A 20,624-nucleotide genomic window follows, 5' to 3' on the forward strand; every position below is an offset into this window, starting at 1 on the left:
TTTATATGAAAAGGTTTTATAACAAATAAAGAAGTTCAACAGGAATCCTGTTGAACTTCTTTATTTGTTTACTCATTATCAACTCGTTTTAACGGTTGATCTGCCGGACCTTCAATAACATCTCCCTCAATTGAAAAGCGTGAACCGTGGCAAGGACAGTCCCAAGTACAATCACCATTATTCCATTCAACTTCGCAGCCGAGATGTGTACAAGTTGTATCGACAATATGTAATTTTCCATCTTTGTCCTTATAAGCACCTGCTCGTTTCCCGTTAACATGTACGACAGATCCTTCACCAACTTCGAGATCTTCTGGTTTACGTAATGCAGTTTCAATCTTTCCTTCAATTAAATGTTTCGCAACATCAAGGTTTTGGGAGAAGAACGTTTTTATATCTGGATTTGCATGGAAGCGTGATGGTGCATACAGTTCTTTATATGGACTGTCTACTTTTAGAATGGAATCCTTCAGTAAATGAGCGGCAGCAGTTCCAGTTGTCATTCCCCATTTACGATATCCAGTTGCAACAAATATATTTGGATTACTTTCGTTAATATGTCCGATATAAGGGAGCTTATCTAGCGTAATTAAATCTTGTGCTGACCATCTATAAGGAACTTCATCTATTCCAAACGTTGCTTCCGCAAAAGAATAAAGTGCTTCGTAATGAAGCATCGTGTTTATTCCTTGTCCTGTTTTATGACTTTCTCCGCCAATTAAAATTAATTTTTCCCCATTGCTTGTTGTGTAGCGTAAGGAGCGTTTTGGGTCATCAATACTTAAATACATGCCACCTGGATAATCTGTTTTTGCTTTAATAGCAAGAGCATAAGAGCGTTCTGCGTACATTCGCGTAAAGAAAAAGCTATTCGCATCATAAAAAGGAAAGTGTGAACAAGAGACAACATATTCACAAGTAATGCGATGTCCGCCCTTTGTAATGACTTGTGGAGAATCTCCTTTTTCTACATCCATAGCAGTCGTTTGTTCGTAAACTTTTCCGCCCATCTCCACAAACTTTTCTAAAAGTGTTTTCAAATAAAGAAGGGGATGAAACTGGGCTTGATTTTTCATGACAAGTGCAGATTGTACTGGAATTGGAATCGATAGAGATTGAACATAGTCACAAGGTATATTTAATTTTTGATAGGCTTCATATTCTTTCGATAAACTTCTTAATCCCTTATCGGTAGTTGTATATAAATATGAATCTTCATTTGAGAAATTACAGTCGATTTTATATGTTTGCACAGTTTCATTAATAAATTGTAGAGCATGATTATTTGATTCATAGTAAAGCCCGGCCTTTTCCATACCGAAATGATTGATTAATTCATCATAAATAAGATCATGTTGCGCTGTTATCTTTGCTGTTGTATGCCCAGTCGTCCCGTTTAAAATAAGACCAGAATCAAGTAATACAACATCGATGCCTTCTTTTGCAAGTAAATAGGCAGTAGTAATACCTGTAATACCAGCACCGATAACAGCAACTTTTGTCTTTATATTTTCAGATAAAGGGGGAAAAGTCGGGATTTGAGTAGATTCAATCCAATAAGATGATGGGAATTGTGGAAATGTATCGCTTGTCATTAAGGAAACCTCCTGATTTAGAACAATTTTCCTTTTAATATTTCCATATGATATGAAATTCATGTGTGCTGTTTGAGAGGGAGGCTATTTTTATTTAAAAGAAAGATGAAATTATCTTAATATAATTATCAGATGTTGTCGGTATGAAGAGGTAGAAGTTGTGTAAAACTAGATTTAGATGAGTGTATTTGTTGTTTACATAGAGAGTTCTTGAATAAGATAGAGTCTATAGCATGGCAAAGTACGTATATGCATAATGGATGAAACCTTATAAAATCTATGTTTTTTCTTTAGTGAAATAAAGTATAATTATAAAAATATAACCAACTTTTATTACTAGGTCATAAAAGTTATTGACAATGTGGAAATTCTATTGATATGATTTATCATGTGGAAAGGTTGATAGAGAGTAAAAAGAGAAATATTTTTCATTGATAATAAAAGCGAAAAGTAAGTGACGATAGAGTGAGTATATTTTCCTTATAATAGAGGCTTTTTTAATCACCTAGTAAAATCAATCTGGAAGCAAGAATTGATATATGTAAGTTGCGCAAGGCGCGGCATAAGAAAGGGGCAAAAGGATGAAGGAGCTTCATACGTTTGGGTGGTATGCAGCACGTGTATCACCACATTTGCCGAAAAAGGCATTTAAACCAGTTCCTACTCGTCTGTTTGGTGGACTGGCTTATTTGCTTGTGGCATTGGCGGGGTTAATATCGATTGGTGTATTTGAATTGAATGTGTGGGCTAATCTAGGAATTGCGATCGTTCTTGGATTATGTTTTGCTTCACTTGGGTTTTTAGGGCATGAGATTTTACATGGAACTGTTGTAAGAAAGGCATGGCTTCGTGATTTCTTAGGAGCGATTGCATTTATGCCATTATCAACAGGTCCTAAACTTTGGCGAAAGTGGCATAATGCAACGCATCACGTTCATACACAACATGAAGAGAATGATCCAGATGCATGGCCTACACTTGAGAAGCTTAAAAAGAGTAAGTTTTTGAGCTGGGTATATCGCATGCCTCTTCATGTACGTTCATTCTTTAGTTTTCTGTCACTAACAATTCAATTTACATTGCATTCGACTCGAATGTTCTTTCATTTTATAAAAGAGTTTAAGTCATCCAATCAAAAATCTGTATGGCTTCAACTTCTTTTGCCTTGGACTGTTTGGATTAGTTTATTGTTTATTATGGGACCTGGAAAATGGTTATTTGCATATGTGATTCCATTGTTAATTGCTAACTTTATTGTAATGGCATATATCGCAACAAATCACCGCTTAAATCCAATTGTTCCAGTAAATGATCCGTTAGCAAACTGTTTATCAGTAACAGTGCCGCGTTGGATAGACGTTTTACACTTCAATTTCTCATATCATACAGAACATCATTTGTTCCCTGCTATGAGCTCTAAATACTACCCGTTAGTAAAAGAGAAAATTAAAGAAATGTGGCCGGAACGTTATCATGAGATGCCGATGACAAAAGCTTTGGCAGCGCTATGGAATACACCACGTGTGTATTATCAAGGAAGTGAATTAGTGGATCCGCATAGAGAGCATTTCTATGGTTCTTTAGGAAATGGGCTAGATCCTCATAATATTTCATATCGTGAGGAACATATAGAGGAAGAAGAGAGTATTAAAAAAGTAAATCAGTAAAAATTGATATATGTTACAGTGAAAAAGCAAGCCATCTCAGGCTTGCTTTTTCTTATAAAGAGACTTCCTTTTTGTTCTTTGTATGGAATTGGACGGAGTTAGTTTCTTTTCGTTGTAGTCGTTTTTCCAAAAGGTTAACAAGGTAAGTGAATAGGAGAACCAGCACGAGATAATATAAACCAACAATTATGTATGTATCTAATTGTTGGAAGTTACCTGCAGCAATGGATAAACCTGATCCCCATAATTCGGACAATCCTACATATGCAACGAGGGAAGAGTCCTTTAATCCAATAATAAACTGATTTCCTAAAGGAGGAATCGATTGACGGAATGCTTGTGGTAATACAATACGGCGCATCGCTAAAGGATACGGCATACCTAGAGAGCGAGCAGCTTCCATTTGCCCACGATCGACAGATTGGATAGAGCCTCGGAAAATTTCAGTAATATATGCACCGTTATGAATTGCTAAAGCAATGGCTCCTGCCCAAAAAGGAGTAAAAACAACAACGGATGTAATCCCAAAATAGAGAATGGCGATTTGAACAATTAAAGGTGTACCACGAATAATGGCGATGTATACGTGAGCAATACTATTTAAAACTTTATTGTTAGAGATTCGAAAGAAAGCGAATAGTAATCCAATTAGTGAACCGAGTAATAGGGATGTTAGTGTTAATTGTAATGTGACAATAGTAGCTTTTAAGAGTGTGGGATAGGTAGAGATAAAAATTTCAAACATGCGTTTCACCTCATATTGTATAGATTTTAGTAGAGAATGAAATGCCCCACACAAAGTGGGGCATGATTTATGGAAACTTTGAAGGGCTAAATTACTTCGTTTTTTCCTCTTCACCAAGAATATTACGGCCAAACCATTTTTTACTGATTTTTTCATACGTACCATCTTTAATAATTTCATCTAAAGCTTTATTTACTTTCTCGACCATTTCTTTATCATTTTTACGAATAGCAATTCCCATTTCATCAAGGTTTAGTGGTTTTCCAGCTTCTTTTATATTTGATTTACCTTCTTTGATCATGCGTAAACCAACCATTTGATCTGTAATTACTGCGTCGATACGTCCAGGCTCTAAGTCCATAAGTGCAGTAATATCGCTATCGTATTCTGTAATTTGATCTGTATATTTTGCAACGAGGTCTTTAAAGGTACTAGCTTTTACAACACCAATTTTCTTACCCTTTAAATCTTCTGGAGAAGAGATAGATGTATTCTTTTTAGCTACAAAAATTTGGGCGCCAGAACGATAATAAGGATTTGAGAAATTAACAGCTTTTAAGCGTTCTTCTGTAATTGCCATACTGCCCAGTATTACATCATACTTTTTCGCTTTGAGACCTTGGATTAGCGTTTCCCATGGATTTGTAATAGGGGTTGGTTTCATATTCATTTTTTTCGCAAGTGCTTCACCTAGTTCTACATCAAAACCGACAAGTTTTCCGTCATTTTCTTTATAGTTAAAAGGTTTATATAAGCCACTCATCGCATAACGAAATTCTTTTTCACCATTTGAAGAAGTAGTAGCACTTTCCTTACTACAGGCTCCTAGTATAAAGGATGTGCATAATGTAATACTCGCAACAATGGTTAATAGTTTTCTTTTCATAAAACCCCTCCTATATATTGATCATACGGATGGTTTTAAGTATGTTATTGAAATATTTTATTTAGATGATTAGTTGTGCACCGTATGAATGTATTTCTTTTCGTTTGAAACAGAAGTTATATTATAAAACGTTGCGTAAAAATTGTTTCGCTCGTTCATGTGATGGAGCTGAAAAGAATTGTGCTGGCGGAGCATCTTCTACAATTTTTCCATCATCCATAAAAATGACGCGATCAGCTACATCTCTTGCGAAATTCATTTCATGAGTAACAATAACCATGGTCATTCCTTCTTCAGCAAGTTCTTTCATAACTTGCAATACTTCTCCAACAAGTTCAGGGTCTAAAGCTGAGGTAGGTTCATCAAATAGCATAATTTTAGGATTCATAGCAAGAGCTCGTGCAATAGCAATACGCTGTTTTTGACCACCTGATAGGAGATGGGGCGTTACATCTGCTTTATCTTGTAGGCCGACTTTTTGCAGAAGCTGATTTCCGATTTCTTTTGCATTTGCTGCTTCTAATTTTTTTACATGAATAGGTGCTTCTATGATGTTTTCTAGTGAGGTCATATGAGGAAAGAGGTTAAAGTGCTGAAAAACCATACCGACATTTTCGCGGACTTTGTTTAAATTTGAATGCTTTGGATCAATTCGTTCACCTTGTAAGTGAATTTCACCTTCATCGTACATTTCTAAAAAGTTAAGACAGCGAAGTAATGTACTTTTACCGGAACCACTGGCACCAATTAAAACGACAACTTCTTTTTCTTGTACTTCTAAATCAATTCCTTTTAAAACGTCAAGTGAGCCAAATGATTTTACTAGATTTCGAACCTGAATCATACAAAACCCCCAGTCAAAAATATATTTTACAAATGTTGCCCCTTATTTCTGTTATTAGTCACAAATTGTCAGAATCCTTTATTTTTTTCGTGGATTTGATATTAAAGGAAATAATAATTTTTTGAAATCTCTATATCCTTCTATAATGAAAATATGGATAATAATATATAGGTAGTACTTATATTACTTATACAAAGGGGGAAAGAAGAGATGGAAAAAGAAAGGAAGACATTTTCCTTTGGCTTACGTACACAACTTATGCTATTCACTACAGTTTTAGCTTTAATTACATATTCAACAAGTATATTTTTTATTTATGTGATATATGATTATTTTCAAAGTTATGTAAGTCAAACTGCATATAATATTATCGTTATGTTATTAGGGGTAGTATGGTCTGGAATTTTAGCATATGGAGCAGCCATATTTTTAATTAAACCGCTTCGGAAGTTAGAGGAGGCGGCGAGAAAAGCGGCTGAAGGAGACATTCGTGAAGATGTTCCGTTACCGAAGACTGATGATGAAATTAAATCTTTAAGCGTTGCATTTAATATGATGCTTGGGAACTTAAGGGGCATGGTAAAAAATATTGATACAACATTTTCGTATACAAACAATCAAGTACAGCAAATTAGAAAACAAACAGGCGAAGCAACGAAACAAGCACAAGGTGTTTCTGAAACTCTTGCAGAGATTTCTTCTGGCGCTGAGCAATCAGCGGCATCAATTCAAGCGATTGTTTCCGCTGTTGATACAACAACTTCTATTGCAAGTGAAGTAGAAGAGAAAGCAAAACAGTCTGATGAGTTGTCTTCAGAAATGGTTCAAGCTTTAGGGCATAGTACTCGTGTCTTTACGTCTTTAATTCAAGGTATTCAAACATTGGCGAAAGAAAATGAAGATTCAATGCAAAATGTACAGAAGTTAGAGGAAAGAATGAAACAAGTAGAACATATTGTATCTGTTGTGAGTGAGATTGCTAGCCAAACGAATTTATTAGCACTTAATGCTTCTATTGAGGCTGCTCGTGCTGGAGAGCATGGACGGGGCTTTGCCGTTGTAGCTGAAGAAGTACGTAAACTTGCAGATGAAAGTGACCATTCTGCAAGAAATATATCGCAGTTATTACGGAATATGCAAGAGGAAGTGCAACAAGTTGCAACGAAAATGACAGAACAAGTGAAAATAGCTAAAGAAGAGGCGAAACGTGGGGAAGCTACCGAATTAATTTTAAAAGAAATGTCATCAAGTGTTATGGAAGTAGCGGATGCAACCAAGCAAATTAGTGGTTATATGAATGAACAAGTGAACCACATTCATCAAACAGGAGCACAAACAAAGGCCGTAGCAGCAATTGCTGAAGAAACGTCAGCTGGTTCACAAGAAGTAGCACGTGTGACGTTGCAACAATCTAAAAATATGATAGCAATCGATCAATTATTAAAGGATTTAGAGAAACAAGCAACAGAATTGAAACAAACAATTAAACGATTTTCAATGTAAAAGAGAAGAACAGAATACTGTTCTTCTCTTTTTTTAGCTAGATTTAATATCTATAGTTAAAAGATATAAACTATGAACGTTTCCGCAACATTGTTTTCTGTCCCTTTCGGGTGAAATTTATAGCGAGCTATAATATTAAAAGGGGTGTCTTTTATGAAAAAAGAAAAAAGACAACGATTAATTAAACAATTTGTAAAAGAGTATGAAATAGAGAAGCAAGAAAGATTAGTAGAATTGTTAGCAAAAAAAGATGTATTAGTAACACAAGCTACGGTTTCTCGAGATATTCGTGAGTTAAACGTAACGAAGGTACCTTCTCAAGAAGGATTGATGATATATAAAATTTTCTCAGAAGAGCATTTACAAACTGATATAAAATTAAAGAAAAAATTACGAGAGGTTGTTGTGAAAATTGATTGTGTAGATCAATTAATGGTTATTAAAACATTACCTGGAAATGCACATGTTATTGGTGTTTTGTTTGATGAGTTAGATTGGAAAGAAAAAATAGGATGTATATGTGGAAATGATACATGCCTTATAATTTCTCAGTCGAAATCAGATAGGGAGATTTTAGAAGAAAGGTTAAATTTAATTATTTAGATGCAAAATCCTGTTTTTAATTTTTATTAAAAACAGGATTTTTATGTAAATACGGAAGTTAAATATGCAGCATATATGCGTAATATATGTATTTTTTATTGAGAAAGCGAGATAGTTTGGTATAAAAATACATATTCGTATGATTTTAAAAAAATAACTTGTTTAATATTTCACAATGATAATGTGGATGCTTTCACAAAGGTGAAAGTGCAGAGCATTTATTATGTACTTGTAAGACATCAAACATATTTAAAAGGAGGTACAACAAATGAAACATCCGATACATGTTACTTCAGAAATTGGGGAATTACAAACGGTTTTATTAAAACGACCGGGTAAAGAAGTGGAAAACTTGACGCCAGATTATTTGCAGCAATTATTATTTGACGATATTCCATACCTACCAATTATTCAAAAAGAGCATGATTATTTTGCACAAACGTTACGCAATCGGGGTGTTGAAGTTCTTTATTTAGAAAAACTAGCCGCTGAGGCGTTAGTAGATAAAAAACTTCGAGAAGAATTTGTTGATCGTATTTTAAAAGAAGGACAGGCCGACGTAAATGTTGCACATCAAACTTTAAAAGAATATTTACTTTCCTTTTCAAATGAAGAATTAATTCAAAAAATTATGGGCGGTGTACGGAAAAACGAAATTGAAACAAGTAAGAAGACACATTTATATGAATTAATGGAAGATCATTATCCGTTTTACTTAGATCCAATGCCTAATTTATATTTTACTCGTGATCCAGCAGCTAGCGTGGGCGATGGCTTAACGATAAATAAGATGAGAGAACCAGCGCGTAGACGTGAATCATTATTCATGGAGTACATCATTAAATATCATCCAAGATTTGAAAAACATAATGTACCAATCTGGTTAGATCGTGATTATAAATTTCCAATTGAAGGTGGCGACGAGCTAATTTTAAATGAAGAAACAATTGCGATTGGAGTATCTGCTCGTACTTCAGCTAAAGCAATTGAACGTTTAGCAAAAAATCTCTTTAGCCGACAAAATAAAATTAAGAAAGTGTTAGCAATAGAAATTCCAAAATGCCGAGCATTTATGCATTTAGATACAGTATTTACAATGGTTGATTATGATAAGTTTACAATTCACCCAGCTATTCAAGGGCCAAAAGGGAATATGAATATTTATATTTTAGAAAAAGGATCAGATGAGGAAACTCTTAAAATTACACATCGTACTTCTTTAATGGAAGCATTAAAAGAGGTATTAGGCTTAAGTGAATTAGTTCTTATTCCATGTGGAGGAGGAGATGTAATTGCTTCTGCTCGTGAACAATGGAATGATGGCTCGAACACATTAGCAATCGCGCCAGGTGTAGTTGTTACATATGATCGCAACTATGTATCCAATACGTTATTACGGGAACACGGTATAGAAGTGATTGAGGTGCTAAGTTCAGAATTATCTCGTGGTCGTGGGGGTCCACGTTGCATGAGTATGCCAATTGTTCGTAAAGATATTTAGTATAAATAACGGAGAAAGTAGGGATGAAGTATGTTAATGACTAGACCAAATTTAAAAGGAAGAAGCTTTCTAGCAGAAAAAGATTTTACACAAGAAGAATTGTTATATTTTCTAGATTTGGCAGCAGAATTAAAAGAGAAAAAGAAAAATGGAATCCCGCATCATTATTTAGAAGGTAAAAATGTAGCGCTCTTATTTGAAAAAACTTCTACTCGTACGCGTTGTGCATTTACAGTAGCATGTACAGATTTAGGGGCAAATCCTGAATATTTAGGGAAAAGTGATATTCAGCTTGGGAAAAAAGAATCTGTAGAGGATACAGCAAAAGTGTTAGGGCGTATGTTTGACGGAATTGAGTTTCGTGGATTTAATCATGAAACTGTAGAATCTTTAGCACAAAATTCTGGTGTGCCGGTTTGGAATGGATTAACAGATATGTGGCATCCAACACAAACACTAGCAGATTTATTAACAATTAGAGAACATGTAGGGAAACTGAAAAATGTGAAGCTCGTTTACGTTGGAGATGGACGAAATAATGTTGCTAATAGCTTACTAGTTGGTGGCGCAATCGTTGGAATGGATGTACGTATTTGTACACCGGAAACTTTATGGCCTGCACAAGAAGTAATAGATTTAGCAAAAAAATATAATGAACAGGTAATGATAACAAGTAATGTGGAAGAAGCAGTTGCGAATGCAGATGTAATTTATACAGATGTATGGGTGTCTATGGGGGAAGAAGAAAAATTTGCTGAACGTGTCAAGTTATTGAAACCTTATCAAGTAAATATGAAAATGATTAAAGAAACAGGGAATGAAAACGTGATTTTCTTACATTGTTTACCTGCATTTCATGATGTCGAAACGATGTATGGCGAAGAAGTTTATGAGAAATATGGGTTGAAAGAAATGGAGGTAACTGACGAAGTATTCCGCAGTAAACATTCAAAAGTATTTGATCAAGCTGAAAATAGAATGCATACAATTAAAGCGGTTATGGCAGCTACTTTAGGAAACATGGAGTAAAGAAGAAAGGGAGTCTTCCTTTCTTCTTTCTCCTCCTTTAGACACTATCATTCACTATTGCTTTTGTATTGTTATTGCAATTAAAGAGAGGTGAGTGGAATGGGTGAAGATAAGAAACTAGGGTTGTTTACATTAACGGCTCTTGTAGTGGGGTCTATGATTGGCGGTGGAGCCTTTAATTTAGCGAGTGATATGGCAAAAGGTGCTGGTGCTGGAGCCATTATTATTGGCTGGGTTATAACAGGAATTGGGATGATTGCACTTGGATTATCTTTTCAAAATCTAACTGTAAAACGGCCAGATTTAGATGGTGGTATTTTTAGCTATGCAAAAGCAGGGTTTGGTAATTTTATGGGGTTTAATAGTGCGTGGGGATACTGGCTATCTGCTTGGCTTGGGAATGTAGCTTACGGCACATTATTGTTTTCTTCATTAGGATATTTCTTCCCGATCTTTGAAGGCGGGCAAAACGTAGCGTCCATTGTTGGTGCAAGCGTATTATTATGGTGTGTTCACATGTTAATTTTACGTGGAGTTCAATCAGCAGCACTTGTGAATTTAGTAACTACAATCGCAAAATTAGTACCTGTATTTGTATTTATTGTCATAGGAATCTTCGCGTTTCATATTGATACGTTTTTAGATGGATTTTGGGGGCAAACTGGTTCTTTTTCATGGGGAGCAGTTGGCAGCCAAGTTAAAAGTACAATGCTTGTAACTTTATGGGTATTTATTGGGGTAGAAGGTGCTGTTGTTTTATCCAGTCGAGCAAAAAATAGAAGTGATGTAGGGAAAGCAACGGTTATTGGCTTAATTGGTACACTCATCATTTACATTTTAATCACATTATTGTCTCTTGGACTTATGCAACAAGCAGATATTGCTGGTTTGAAAAATCCGGCTATGGCTTATTTATTTGAAAGTGTTGTTGGAAAATGGGGTGCTATCTTTATTAATTTAGGTTTAGTCATCTCTGTATTAGGTGCTTGGTTAGGGTGGACTTTGCTCGCTTCTGAAATTCCATATTTAGCGGCTAAAGATGGAGTATTTCCAAAATGGTTCGCAAAAGAAAATAAAAATAAGGCTCCAGTAAATTCATTATGGATAACAAATGGTTTAATTCAAATGTTCTTGTTAACATTCGTCGTTTCTGATCAGGCGTATAACTTTGCATTCTCTTTAGCATCTTCAGCTATTTTAATTCCATATGCGTTTTCAGCATTTTATCAACTGAAGCATAGCTTAAAGTCTGAGGAAGTAGATCGAAATAAAAATATAGTAATTGGCTTGATAGCAAGTATTTATGGCGTTTGGTTAGTTTATGCAGCTGGTTTAGAGTATCTATTATTAACAATGACTTTATATGCGCCAGGTATTTTTATTTTTTACAATGTTCAAAAGCAAAAGAGTTCGAAGCAAATATTTACTCGAGTGGAATTAGCATCATCCGTAGCAATTGGTGCTTTAGCATTTTTTGCGATTTATGGATTAATTACAGGCAGCATTACTTTATAGAGCTCTGTGAAAACGAAATGAACTGGAGGGCTGAAATATGGCACGAAGAAAAATTGTAGTTGCACTAGGGGGAAATGCGATACAGTCTGGAAAAGCTACTGCGGGGGCGCAGCAAGAAGCGTTGGAAAAAACGGCGGAACAACTTGTGAAAATAATGGAAAATGATGTAGATATAGTAATTGCACATGGAAATGGCCCACAAGTGGGGAATATTTTATTGCAGCAAAAAGCTGCAGAAACGGAAAAGACACCTGCAATGCCATTAGATACTTGTGGGGCAATGAGCCAAGGAATGATTGGATATTGGATGGAAAATGCGATTGAAAAGGCATTGAAAAAACGGAATATAAAAAAAGATGTAGCAACGGTTATAACACGCGTTGTTGTGGATAAAAAAGATGAGGCATTTAAAAATCCAACTAAACCAATTGGTCCTTTTTATACAGAAGAAGAGGCCAGAAGATTAATGGACGAAACAAAAGCAGTGTTTAAAGAAGATGCGGGTAGAGGGTGGAGACGTGTTGTTCCATCACCGAAGCCTGTAAGTATTCATGAACATAAAGTGATTAATTCTTTGGTCGAAGATGGAAATATAGTGATAGCTGTTGGCGGTGGTGGAATTCCAGTAATTGATTCTGAAGAAGGGCTAAAAGGAACTGAAGCGGTTATCGATAAAGATTTCGCTGCGCAAAAATTAGCAGAATTAGTAGATGCCGATACGCTTGTTATTTTAACTGCAGTTGATCATGTGTATGTAAATTATAATCAACCGAATCAAAAAAAATTAGAGCATGTCACAGTGAATCAATTAGAAGAATACATTGAGGAACAGCAATTTGCTGCGGGAAGCATGCTTCCAAAAATTGAAGCTGCTATTAATTTTGTTAATACAAATCCAAAAAGAAAAACAATTATTACGTCTTTAGAAAAAGTATATGAAGCACTAGAAGAAAAAGCCGGTACTATTATTTCAAAACAAAATGTATGCATGTATGTTTAAATCATTATGTACGCTACTTATTATTGAAAAAAGAATGAAGTTAGTAACTTCATTCTTTTTATTGATTCATATTTTTTGTACGTATTGTTCATAAAGTTTTCATGATGAAATCTGAATATATAAGTTAGTTATGATAAAATTCATATTGAATACGCTTTCTTGATTTTTCGCTCCAACATACAGCAAGAGAGAGGGAATTTTATGAATAGACGGAACGTAGTTAAGGATTTAAAGCAGTTCGAATTATTTGCTCATTTAACAGAAAAGAAATTGAAAGGTTTGACGGAGTTTGTCTATTGGCGAACTTATAAAAAGGGTCAATTTTTATTTTTAGAAGGGGATTCAAGAGAAAGAATTTACTTCATGTTAGATGGATTTGTAAAGTTAGAGCGGGTAAATCAAAGTGGGAATTTATTATATGATGACTATGTAAAGAGGTATTCTATTTTTCCTTATGGCGGTATGTTTACAGACAGAGGATATAACTATACGGCAGAAGCGATGACAGATGTAGAGGTCTATTATATTCCGACAGTAATTTTCGAAGATATGGTAAAATCTAGTAGGACACAATTAATGTATGTTGTTCAGCAATTATCATCGATATTAAAGCTAAACGAAAATCGAGTACAAAATATTACAATTCCTAATGCACAAGATCGGGTCATTCAAACATTAAATTATTTAATGCAGGATTTAGGAGAACAGAGTGGCGAAACGATTGTAATTTCCTGCCCACTTACAACCATTGAAATATCGAAAATATCTGGTACGTCTCGAGAGACGGTTAGTAGCGTATTAAAACAATTAAAAAATGATAGTATTGTTACAATTCTAGATAAAAAAATTACAATACATAATCCAACATATTTTGAGGAAATCTCTATGTGAAAATTGTAGATTGATTTTTTAATTCATATTGTATATTAATAAGGTTCTTTATATATTTATAAGGAACTTTTTTACGTTATCCTCTATAAAAAGATTGTATAGTATAGTAATAATAGCTAAAATCGATAATAAAAACAAAGTGAAGGGGGAGAAGGAATGATTCGCATTGAGTATGATCGATTAGTAGCTATTTTTTACAGTATAGGGGTTTTATTATTATTAAAAATTCCAAATGATAATGAATTAATAGGGGAAGAGCTATTTAATTTCTATAAGGTTCCGATACATACAGATATTTATATGAATTACAAAGTTTCAAATATATTGATTGTTTCTTTCGTACTACATGTAATTGCATTTATATTATTTTTGAAATGGCTAGGAAAAAAGGAGTCTAGTACATTTAGAAAAATGAATAAGATAAAAGTAGTAGGTATTAGTATTTTGATTTTAATGATGCCGTTTATTTTAAATAACATCCTTCAGACATTGAATAAAACATGGTACTACGCAGGAAAAACAGGCGTAGAAGCAATAGAATATAAAAAAGATGATAGCCAGTGCAGGATGGAGAAAAATGGAGAGGATATCGAACGAAAGTGCATCGTTACTTTAAAAAATTATCGTAATCATTCACAAGCATTAAAAGTTGTTTTATATGAGGATTCAAAAAGTTATCCAGTACCAAATCCAATCTATTTACAAAAACATGAGACAAAGCGAGTCGAATTTCAAATTCCTGTTGTTTATAGTAGCGGTATTGAAAAAGATGAAGTTCCAAATATTAAAATACATTCACTGCATGAAGATGATACGAAATAAAATTAATCCGTAAGTAAAAGTTTATGAGTAGGAGCAATAATTTGAAACGATATAGAAAATCAACTTGAATCATCCAACATGCTGCGAGGTAATAGCATATTGGATGATTTTTTATTGTATCCCTTTTCTTACGTATGAAAAGGAGGGATACTTTGTTGAAAACGAAAAACATTGCAAGGATCATATATGGTTTTCACTTTACGTAATCTTTGAAAGTTAGGGCCATAATAACTAGTTTGCCAATTTTTAATGTCGATATCGGGCCAATTGACATAGTCACCTAGTGTATAAGGGTCTAAGATTTCTCGTAAATCTTTAACCCAGCGTATATTTCGATTTTCTTCATCATCACATTTCCAAGAGGTAATGTATTCTTGCGCAATAATTGCTTTGCGATGGAAATAAGCTGTTTCAGTAGGCGGAATATTTTCAACAGCACCTACGAGCGATTGGTGCCAAATACTCGCATCTTTATTTGGTGCATGTGAAAGAAAATACTGCATGATTTGAATTCCTTTAAGAGGAATAGGTTTATATACGTAGGAACCGGAGCGCTTGAAGTTTTCAGGGATGTTACCACTGTTAAAAAATTCAACAGCCTTTATATAAGGAACTTCATCTATAAAGAGAGAGGGGGTACCAGTTTCAAGAAGAGGAGATAATAAGGAATGGAGTTCAGAGGGAGAGCCAACAAATTCACCTTGTGCTTCAATTTTGTTTTGTTGTTTTGTGAATAATTCAATTGATGAAGTGAGACGTTCGTCTACATAAGGCGCCCAGTTTTGCCAAGCTTGAAAGGCAGCAATAAAATCTTTCCATTCCCATGTAATGGAGAAGATTGATACATTTTTTATAGGGTGTACGCGAAAAGTCAAAGAAGTAATAATTCCGAAGTTTCCACCACCACCACCGCGGCATGCCCAAAACAAGTTATGGTTTTCATGTTCGCTTGCACGAATGATTTTTGCTCCAAATTTACCACATGCTTGTACCATTTCAACTTCTATTAATTGATCACATGTTAATCCAAATAAGCGTGAAAGCATACCGATGCCCCCGCCAAGTGTTAATCCAACAATTCCAACGCTTGCACTTGTACCAGCCGGTATTGTCACACCATAATTTCAAAGCTCTTTATAAACAGTGCCAAGGTTTGCACCAGCTTCAATTGTTGCTGTTAATGTATCTGTATGAACAGTAATGCGATGCATTTCACTCACATCAATAATAAGTCCTCGATTTAAAAGAGAAAAATTTTCATAGTTATGACGTCCGCTTCTTAAGCGAAAGGGTACATGACGTTCGCGTGCCCATTTTAAGGCGTTACATACATCAGTTTTATTTTGGCAAAAAACAATAATGCAAGGGAGTTTTGGAATACTTAAATTTAAGTTCATTCGGGCTATGTCATAGTCAGGATCTGAGGGAACGACGATACGACCTGTTAATTTTGTTTGTTTCAATTTATCACTCCTTTCTAAAAATAAGCAGTGTTTTTATTAATATATGAAAAGCGTATGTATTGTGCGTGGACAAGAGCAGGTGAGGAATGAGATTTGCTCTTGTGAGAAATAAATAAAGCATAAGAATAAGGAATCTACATAGAGTTCAATGAAAACAGTTGCAAACTATTCATATTTTGTTATGATAGTGTTACGAAAACGTTTGCATAAAATTTCCGATGGGATGCAAAAGGAGAGAATGACTATGAATAAAACATGGTGGAAAGAAGCGGTTGCTTATCAAATTTACCCACGTAGCTTTATGGATTCAAATGGTGATGGTATTGGGGATTTACAAGGTATTATTGCAAAACTGGATTATTTAAAAGATTTAGGTATAGATGTAATTTGGATTTGTCCAATGTATAAGTCACCTAATGATGATAATGGTTATGACATTAGTGATTATCAAGATATTATGGATGAGTTTGGTACGATGGAGGACTTCGATGCTTTACTAGATGAAGTTCATAAGCGTGATATGAAGCTTATTATTGATTTAGTTATTAATCATACAAGTGATGAACATCCATGGTTTATTGAGTCTCGTTCATCTAAAGACAATCCGAAGCGTGATTGGTATATTTGGCATGATGGTAAAGATGGTGCGGAACCAAACAACTGGGAAAGTATTTTTAATGGTTCGGCATGGGAATACGATGAAGTAACAGGACAATATTATTTACACTTATTCTCACGTAAACAACCAGATTTAAACTGGGAGAATAAAGAAGTTCGCGAAGTGTTATACGATACAGTTAATTGGTGGCTTGATAAAGGAATTGATGGTTTCCGTGTGGATGCGATCAGCCATATTAAAAAAGAGGATGGCTTTAAAGATATGCCAAATCCAAAAGAACTAAAGTATGTACCATCTTTTGATAAACATATGAATGTGGATGGTATTCAACCTTTATTAGAAGAGTTAAAAGAAAATACATTTTCTAAGTACGATATTATGACTGTCGGTGAAGCGAATGGTGTTAAGATTGAAGATGCTGAGCTTTGGGTTGGAGAAGAACAAGGTAAGTTCAATATGGTATTCCAATTCGAACATTTAAGCTTATGGGATGCAGAAAAGAAGAAAGATCTTGATGTTGTAGGGTTGAAAAAAGTATTAACGAAATGGCAAAAAGGTCTAGAAAATAAAGGGTGGAATGCTTTATATATTGAGAATCACGATAAGCCACGTATCGTTTCAACTTGGGGAGATGATAAACAATATTGGCGTGAAAGTGCGACAGCTCTTGGAGCGATGTATTTCTTTATGCATGGTACACCGTTTATTTATCAAGGACAAGAAATTGGGATGACAAATGTTCAATTCCCAAATATTGAAGATTACGATGATGTAGCAATTAAAAATTTATATCGTGAGAAAATTGCAGAGGGTGTATCTCATCAAGATATGATGGAGATTATATGGGCTTCTTGCCGCGATAATTCACGTACACCTATGCAGTGGAACGATGAGATGAATGCTGGCTTCACAACAGGTGCCCCTTGGTTTGGGATGAATCCAAACTATAAAGAAATTAATGTTGAAAAGCAAAAGAGTGAAGAGAACTCTATTTTCAATTTCTATAAGAAAATGATTGCTTTGAAAAAAGAGCACGATGTACTGAATTATGGTACGTACGATTTACTTTTAGAAGATGATCCGCAAATTTATGCATATACTCGTACATTAAGCGATGAAAAAATCGTTGTAATTAGTAATATCTCAAAAGAGGAAGCTGTATATAATGAGGGTTCATTCGCGATAGAACGCAAACGTTTGCTTTTAAATAACTACGAAGTTGCGGAACATGAACAAGTAACTACAATCACGTTAAAGCCTTATGAAACAAGGGTTTATCGTATTTCATAATAAAAAAGGATGCTCTTAGAGCATCTTTTTTTATGAAAAAAAATAAATTTCTATTGCAAAGTGAAAACGCTTTTATTAAAATAGATTTATGAAAACGGTTGCGTAAAGGGATAAGAACAAATTAAAATGAGGAATCGTTTTCATAAAGGGAACAGAAATTATAATTTAAATCATTATGTTGTTATAAATAAAGGGGAGGAAGAACAGATGAAAATTACGTCTTTTGATTTTTGGCAAAAGTTCGGGAAAGCGTTATTAGTTGTTGTAGCTGTAATGCCAGCAGCTGGTTTAATGATTTCTATCGGTAAGTTAATTGGGATGTCTGCTGGGGATATTAACGCAGTTCATACGATCGCTCGCGTAATGGAAGACATCGGTTGGGCAATTATTACAAATCTGCACATCTTATTCGCGGTAGCAATTGGGGGATCTTGGGCAAAGGATCGCGCAGGTGGTGCATTTGCAGCGCTATTAGCATTCGTCTTAACGAACAGAATTACAGGAGCTATATTTGGCGTAAACGCTGAAATGTTAGCGGATTCAAAAGCGAAAGTTTCTTCAGTATTAGCAGGAGATTTAATTGTAAAAGATTACTTTACTTCTGTACTTGGTGCACCAGCATTAAACATGGGAGTTTTCGTAGGGATTATCACAGGTTTCTTAGGAGCTACTTTATATAACAAATATTATAACTATAACAAACTGCCACAAGCATTAGCATTCTTTAACGGAAAACGATTCGTACCATTCGTTGTAATTGTTTGGTCTACAGTAACTGCAATTGTATTATCACTTTTATGGCCATTCATCCAAAGTGGATTAAATGAATTTGGTCGCTGGATTGCAGCTTCAAAAGATAGTGCACCAATTGTTGCACCATTTGTATATGGAACGTTAGAGCGTTTACTATTACCATTCGGTTTACACCATATGTTAACAATTCCGATGAACTATACAGAGCTAGGTGGAACATATACGATGTTAACTGGCTCAAAAGTTGGACAAGTTGTAGCAGGACAAGATCCTTTATGGCTTGCATGGATTACAGATTTAAATAACTTATTAGCAAATGGAGATACAAAAGCATATAACGATTTATTAAATAACGTTGTACCAGCTCGTTTCAAAGCTGGACAAGTTATCGGTTCAACAGCAGCATTAATGGGTATTGCTTTCGCGATGTTCCGTAATGTTGATAAAGAAAAACGTTCAAAATATAAACCAATGTTCTTATCAGCAGCATTAGCAGTATTTTTAACAGGTGTAACAGAACCAATTGAATTCATGTTCATGTTTATTGCTCCAGTATTATATGTTGTATATGCAATTACAACAGGACTTGCATTCGCATTAGCAGACTTAATTAACTTACGTGTTCACGCATTCGGATTTATTGAGCTAATTACTCGTACACCGATGATGGTGAATGCAGGACTAACTAGAGATTTAATCAATTTCGTTATCGTTTCATTAGTATTCTTCGGTCTGAACTTTACATTATTCAATTTCTTAATTAAAAAGTTCAACTTACCAACACCAGGACGTGCAGGTAACTACATTGATAACGAAGATGAGTCATCAGAAGGAACAGGAAATGTACAAGATGGTTCATTAGCAACAAAAGTTATTGATTTATTAGGTGGAAAAGAAAATATTGCTGACGTAGATGCTTGTATGACTCGTTTACGTGTAACAGTAAAAGATTTAGATGTTGTTGCACCAGAAGCACAGTGGAAACAAAATGGTGCTTTAGGACTTATCGTAAAAGATAAAGGTGTACAAGCTGTATATGGTCCGAAAGCTGACGTATTAAAGTCAGACATTCAAGATATGTTAGGTGCGTAATAATATGAAATTGCTAACTTTAAACTGTCACTCTTGGCAAGAAGAAAATCAAATAGAAAAGATAAAATATCTTGCTAAAGTCATTCAAGAAGAAGAGTACGATGTAATCGCATTGCAAGAAGTAAGTCAGTCGATAGGGGCTAAAAATGTATGCGGTAACAAGAAAGAAGATAATTTTGGACTTTTACTATTAGAAGAGTTAAAAGCGTTATATGTAAAAGATTACAATATTACTTGGGATTTCTCTCATATTGGTTATGATGTGTATGAAGAAGGATTAGCGATTATAACGAAGCATAATGTTGTAAAAGAAGATACGTTCTTTATTTCAGAAAATAAAGATACAACGTATTGGAAAACACGCAAAATTGTAAGTGCAACAATTGCTTATAATGGTAAGAACATCACGTTTTACTCTTGCCACCTCGGTTGGTGGAATGATGAAGAAGAATCATTTAAAGATCAAGTGAATCGTTTGATGGAGCGTGTAGATAGCAATGAACTTTCCTTCTTAATGGGTGATTTTAATAATAACGCTCGTTTGCAAGGGGAGGGCTATGAATATATGATGCAAAAAGGTTTGTACGACACATATGAACTAGCAATAGAGAAGGATGAGGGAACAACTGTCCAAGGTGAGATTGCTGGTTGGGATGAAAATAAACATAATTTGCGAATCGATCTAATATTGTGTAACCGAAGTGAAAAAGTTCGTTCTTCAAAAGTTATTTTTAATGGTACAAACCGAAATGTAATTTCAGATCATTTCGGTGTAGAAGTACAAGTAGATATATAATAGAAGAAAT

16 protein-coding genes and 1 pseudogene are annotated in these 20,624 nt (G+C 34.7%); 12 read left to right on the forward strand and 5 right to left on the reverse strand.

Translation table 11 applies throughout. The features are described from left to right. Positions 1–68 precede the first annotated feature (68 nt). Positions 69–1,595 (reverse strand): FAD-dependent oxidoreductase, encoded by a 1,527-nt coding sequence (locus RTP99_RS18455; RefSeq protein WP_000199952.1) that lies wholly within the window; start codon positions 1,593–1,595, stop codon positions 69–71. A 581-nt stretch (positions 1,596–2,176) separates the two neighbouring features. Between RTP99_RS18455 and desB the strand changes: the two genes are divergently transcribed. Continuing rightward, complete coding sequence (gene desB / locus RTP99_RS18460; RefSeq protein ID WP_000661214.1) at positions 2,177–3,262, forward strand: Delta(10) desaturase DesB; 1,086 nt, start codon at positions 2,177–2,179, stop codon at positions 3,260–3,262. Positions 3,263–3,314: 52 nt separating this feature from the next. Here desB and RTP99_RS18465 read toward each other — a convergent pair whose 3' ends face one another. The 3 genes from RTP99_RS18465 to RTP99_RS18475 all read right to left on the reverse strand — a co-directional run bounded on the left by RTP99_RS18465 (position 3,315) and on the right by RTP99_RS18475 (position 5,737). Beyond that, positions 3,315–4,007, reverse strand: a complete 693-nt coding sequence (locus RTP99_RS18465) for an amino acid ABC transporter permease (RefSeq protein WP_000461541.1) — start codon at positions 4,005–4,007, stop codon at positions 3,315–3,317. A 91-nt stretch (positions 4,008–4,098) separates the two neighbouring features. Then, complete coding sequence (locus RTP99_RS18470) at positions 4,099–4,893, reverse strand: ABC transporter substrate-binding protein (RefSeq protein WP_000823739.1); 795 nt, start codon at positions 4,891–4,893, stop codon at positions 4,099–4,101. 121 nt (positions 4,894–5,014) lie between these two features. Continuing rightward, positions 5,015–5,737, reverse strand: a complete 723-nt coding sequence (locus tag RTP99_RS18475) for an amino acid ABC transporter ATP-binding protein (protein ID WP_000616944.1) — start codon at positions 5,735–5,737, stop codon at positions 5,015–5,017. A 210-nt stretch (positions 5,738–5,947) separates the two neighbouring features. Between RTP99_RS18475 and RTP99_RS18480 the strand changes: the two genes are divergently transcribed. From RTP99_RS18480 to RTP99_RS18515, 8 genes are all read left to right on the forward strand, one after another. After that, positions 5,948–7,240 carry a methyl-accepting chemotaxis protein gene (locus RTP99_RS18480; RefSeq protein WP_000410241.1) on the forward strand — a complete coding sequence of 431 codons (1,293 nt, stop codon included), beginning with the start codon at positions 5,948–5,950 and terminating at the stop codon, positions 7,238–7,240. 153 nt (positions 7,241–7,393) lie between these two features. After that, the gene (gene argR / locus RTP99_RS18485) at positions 7,394–7,843 is read left to right on the forward strand and encodes an arginine repressor (protein ID WP_000711844.1); all 450 of its coding nucleotides are present in this window, start codon (positions 7,394–7,396) and stop codon (positions 7,841–7,843) included. Positions 7,844–8,111: 268 nt separating this feature from the next. Beyond that, the gene (gene arcA, locus RTP99_RS18490; protein WP_000682337.1) at positions 8,112–9,344 is read left to right on the forward strand and encodes an arginine deiminase; all 1,233 of its coding nucleotides are present in this window, start codon (positions 8,112–8,114) and stop codon (positions 9,342–9,344) included. A 30-nt stretch (positions 9,345–9,374) separates the two neighbouring features. Beyond that, on the forward strand, positions 9,375–10,373 hold the full coding sequence (gene argF, locus RTP99_RS18495; protein WP_000930303.1) for an ornithine carbamoyltransferase: 999 nt from the start codon (positions 9,375–9,377) through the stop codon (positions 10,371–10,373). A gap of 99 nt (positions 10,374–10,472) precedes the next feature. Then, positions 10,473–11,888 (forward strand): arginine-ornithine antiporter, encoded by a 1,416-nt coding sequence (arcD, locus tag RTP99_RS18500; protein ID WP_000503408.1) that lies wholly within the window; start codon positions 10,473–10,475, stop codon positions 11,886–11,888. A 37-nt stretch (positions 11,889–11,925) separates the two neighbouring features. Next, positions 11,926–12,888 carry a carbamate kinase gene (gene arcC / locus RTP99_RS18505; RefSeq protein ID WP_000113960.1) on the forward strand — a complete coding sequence of 321 codons (963 nt, stop codon included), beginning with the start codon at positions 11,926–11,928 and terminating at the stop codon, positions 12,886–12,888. Positions 12,889–13,089: 201 nt separating this feature from the next. Then, entirely contained in the window at positions 13,090–13,779 is a 690-nt protein-coding gene (locus tag RTP99_RS18510) for a Crp/Fnr family transcriptional regulator (protein WP_001081912.1), read from the forward strand. Positions 13,780–13,935: 156 nt separating this feature from the next. Further along, positions 13,936–14,601: a hypothetical protein gene (locus RTP99_RS18515; protein ID WP_000619201.1), complete on the forward strand. Its 666-nt coding sequence runs from the start codon at positions 13,936–13,938 to the stop codon at positions 14,599–14,601. Between the two features lie 128 nt (positions 14,602–14,729). On the opposite strand, the pseudogene RTP99_RS18520 reads toward RTP99_RS18515, so the two are convergent. Next, positions 14,730–16,064: pseudogene (locus RTP99_RS18520) on the reverse strand (FAD-binding oxidoreductase). Between the two features lie 244 nt (positions 16,065–16,308). On the opposite strand from RTP99_RS18520, the gene RTP99_RS18525 reads away from it, so the two are divergent. From RTP99_RS18525 to RTP99_RS18535, 3 genes are all read left to right on the forward strand, one after another. Beyond that, the gene (locus RTP99_RS18525) at positions 16,309–17,973 is read left to right on the forward strand and encodes a glycoside hydrolase family 13 protein (RefSeq protein WP_001044726.1); all 1,665 of its coding nucleotides are present in this window, start codon (positions 16,309–16,311) and stop codon (positions 17,971–17,973) included. 207 nt (positions 17,974–18,180) lie between these two features. Further along, a complete protein-coding gene (locus RTP99_RS18530; RefSeq protein ID WP_000705538.1) occupies positions 18,181–19,818 on the forward strand; it encodes a PTS transporter subunit IIBC in 1,638 nt (545 codons plus the stop codon). A 4-nt stretch (positions 19,819–19,822) separates the two neighbouring features. Beyond that, entirely contained in the window at positions 19,823–20,614 is a 792-nt protein-coding gene (locus RTP99_RS18535) for an endonuclease/exonuclease/phosphatase family protein (RefSeq protein ID WP_000771972.1), read from the forward strand. Positions 20,615–20,624: the final 10 nt, after the last annotated feature.

Origin of the sequence: Bacillus sp. (in: firmicutes) (genome assembly GCF_031983925.1) — a bacterium.
In the GTDB taxonomy this organism is placed as follows: domain Bacteria; phylum Bacillota; class Bacilli; order Bacillales; family Bacillaceae_G; genus Bacillus_A; species Bacillus_A pacificus.

Bases quoted from the DNA above. Each gene is read 5' to 3' on its own strand.
- RTP99_RS18455 (WP_000199952.1), bottom strand. From the start codon at position 1,595: ATGACAAGCGATACATTTCCACAATTCCCATCATCTTATTGGATTGAA.
- desB (WP_000661214.1), top strand. From the start codon at position 2,177: ATGAAGGAGCTTCATACGTTTGGGTGGTATGCAGCACGTGTATCACCA.
- RTP99_RS18465 (WP_000461541.1), bottom strand. From the start codon at position 4,007: ATGTTTGAAATTTTTATCTCTACCTATCCCACACTCTTAAAAGCTACT.
- RTP99_RS18470 (WP_000823739.1), bottom strand. From the start codon at position 4,893: ATGAAAAGAAAACTATTAACCATTGTTGCGAGTATTACATTATGCACA.
- RTP99_RS18475 (WP_000616944.1), bottom strand. From the start codon at position 5,737: ATGATTCAGGTTCGAAATCTAGTAAAATCATTTGGCTCACTTGACGTT.
- RTP99_RS18480 (WP_000410241.1), top strand. From the start codon at position 5,948: ATGGAAAAAGAAAGGAAGACATTTTCCTTTGGCTTACGTACACAACTT.
- argR (WP_000711844.1), top strand. From the start codon at position 7,394: ATGAAAAAAGAAAAAAGACAACGATTAATTAAACAATTTGTAAAAGAG.
- arcA (WP_000682337.1), top strand. From the start codon at position 8,112: ATGAAACATCCGATACATGTTACTTCAGAAATTGGGGAATTACAAACG.
- argF (WP_000930303.1), top strand. From the start codon at position 9,375: ATGTTAATGACTAGACCAAATTTAAAAGGAAGAAGCTTTCTAGCAGAA.
- arcD (WP_000503408.1), top strand. From the start codon at position 10,473: ATGGGTGAAGATAAGAAACTAGGGTTGTTTACATTAACGGCTCTTGTA.
- arcC (WP_000113960.1), top strand. From the start codon at position 11,926: ATGGCACGAAGAAAAATTGTAGTTGCACTAGGGGGAAATGCGATACAG.
- RTP99_RS18510 (WP_001081912.1), top strand. From the start codon at position 13,090: ATGAATAGACGGAACGTAGTTAAGGATTTAAAGCAGTTCGAATTATTT.
- RTP99_RS18515 (WP_000619201.1), top strand. From the start codon at position 13,936: ATGATTCGCATTGAGTATGATCGATTAGTAGCTATTTTTTACAGTATA.
- RTP99_RS18525 (WP_001044726.1), top strand. From the start codon at position 16,309: ATGAATAAAACATGGTGGAAAGAAGCGGTTGCTTATCAAATTTACCCA.
- RTP99_RS18530 (WP_000705538.1), top strand. From the start codon at position 18,181: ATGAAAATTACGTCTTTTGATTTTTGGCAAAAGTTCGGGAAAGCGTTA.
- RTP99_RS18535 (WP_000771972.1), top strand. From the start codon at position 19,823: ATGAAATTGCTAACTTTAAACTGTCACTCTTGGCAAGAAGAAAATCAA.